The 1583-nt window shown below is 42.3% G+C and carries 2 protein-coding genes; both read left to right on the plus strand.

The features are described from left to right. Nucleotides 1–243: 243 nt before the first annotated feature. On the plus strand, nt 244–891 hold the full coding sequence (locus QUB39_RS30430; protein WP_333053712.1) for an IS607 family transposase: 648 nt from the start codon (nt 244–246) through the stop codon (nt 889–891). Between the two features lie 122 nt (nt 892–1013). After that, on the plus strand, nt 1014–1229 hold the full coding sequence (locus QUB39_RS30435; protein WP_333053711.1) for a hypothetical protein: 216 nt from the start codon (nt 1014–1016) through the stop codon (nt 1227–1229). The last annotated feature ends 354 nt before the right edge of the window (nt 1230–1583 follow it).

Consider the following 1583-nt stretch of genomic DNA (forward strand, 5'->3'; position numbering starts at 1 on the left):
CTTATAGCCCGTCCTTTTTGGACGGGCTATAAGAGCCCATCCCACAATAACAATTAAAATTGTAAGTTATTTAATTCCCGATCCTAAGCCTCGTTACTCGTTTAAATGCTCCACAGCTTAGGGGATGTCGCTCACCCGATGCGACCATCCTTATGATTAGGGGTTACTATCGCATTTGAGCAAGACTTAAGTGTCAAATAATTTGCTAAACTTGTCCATAGTTAATCGCCGAGAGAAAGTTCTATGTGGAAAGTGGCAGAATTCGCAAAATTAGTGGGAGTCTCAAGCTCTACGTTACGGCGCTGGGAAAAGGAAGGCAAGTTAATCCCTGAGAGGACACTGGGTAACCAGCGTGTTTATTCAGAAAGTCACCTAAATATAGTCCGGAACCTCAAAACCGGTAAAACGCCACCCCATCGGGTGATCGTATATTGTCGCGTCTCGTCCACTGGACAAAAACAAGACTTACTTCGTCAGACACAAGCTATGGAACAATTCTGCTTGGCGCAAGGAGTTGCTATCACAGACTCCATTCAGGAGATTGGGGGTGGACTTAATTTCAAACGTCCCAAATTTCTGCAAATCTTACAATGGGCGATGCTGGGCGATGTTAGGGTGTTGTACGTGGCCCATAAAGATCGCCTGTGCCGATTTGGTTTTGAACTTGTCGAGCAAATTCTAGAGTGGAATGGCGGGACAATTATCGTCGCCAACGCCGAAAGCCTTTCACCGCATGAAGAATTGACTCAAGACTTGCTTTCGATAATCCACTGTTTTTCTTCCCGCCTCTACGGACTGCGGAAATACAAAGCTAAAGTTAAGAATATTGTAGAGGGTATAGATCCTTGTTCGGATTCCTCTATAGTGAATCAAGTAAGCAGCTCCAAGTAAGTTTAACTATATTTGGCGTCAAACTATCGCTAAAATTGAATAACAATGAAGCAACCTTGGTGACCAAACACCTAGGATTTTGGCACGTAGTATTTAATTGTGGATTAAGCCGGAGAACCCAAATGTATAGCAATGGGAAGCTTTCTGACTCCAAGGTACTCAACGAAGTCAAAAAAATTCTCACCAACCACGTCAAGAAACAGCCTAAATTCGTTTGGATGAACCAGTTGTATAGTCGAGTTTATCAAAATGCTTTGATTGACTTGAAAGATGCGTTTAGTCGATATCGTTCGGGAAAAGCAGGTTATCCAAAATTCGCTAAGCTGTGGAGCATTTAAACCATTAACGATCCAGGTAAGGTGCGCCATTCGCGAACACTTACTATACATGGGAAACGCTTATTGACCAAGAATTTCTTGATGGTACCCGCCACGTGATTTATCCGTGGAATCAATCCAAAATCTAAAATCTCAAATCCTTGCGTCCCCCGAATTTATCTCGCGCAAGTCAATCCAAAATCTAAAATCTAAAATCTAAAATCGAATGACGCTGGGCCCCCTACTATCCTCCTTTAAAGGTCGAACAGCTTAGCCTCCGGGGAGGTATTTAAGTTGGATATAGCAATCCTAAATGATTTTCTAGACCTAGAGCAATCCTAATTAATTTTTTCCGTGCAATTATATTTATGTATT

The organism is Microcoleus sp. AT8-B5, from assembly GCF_036705565.1.
Taxonomy (GTDB): Bacteria; Cyanobacteriota; Cyanobacteriia; order Cyanobacteriales; family Microcoleaceae; genus Microcoleus.

What these genes read in the sequence shown, in the direction of transcription:
- QUB39_RS30435 (WP_333053711.1), top strand. Translation starts at nt 1,014, where the DNA reads ATGTATAGCAATGGGAAGCTTTCTGACTCCAAGGTACTCAACGAAGTC.
- QUB39_RS30430 (WP_333053712.1), top strand. Translation starts at nt 244, where the DNA reads ATGTGGAAAGTGGCAGAATTCGCAAAATTAGTGGGAGTCTCAAGCTCT.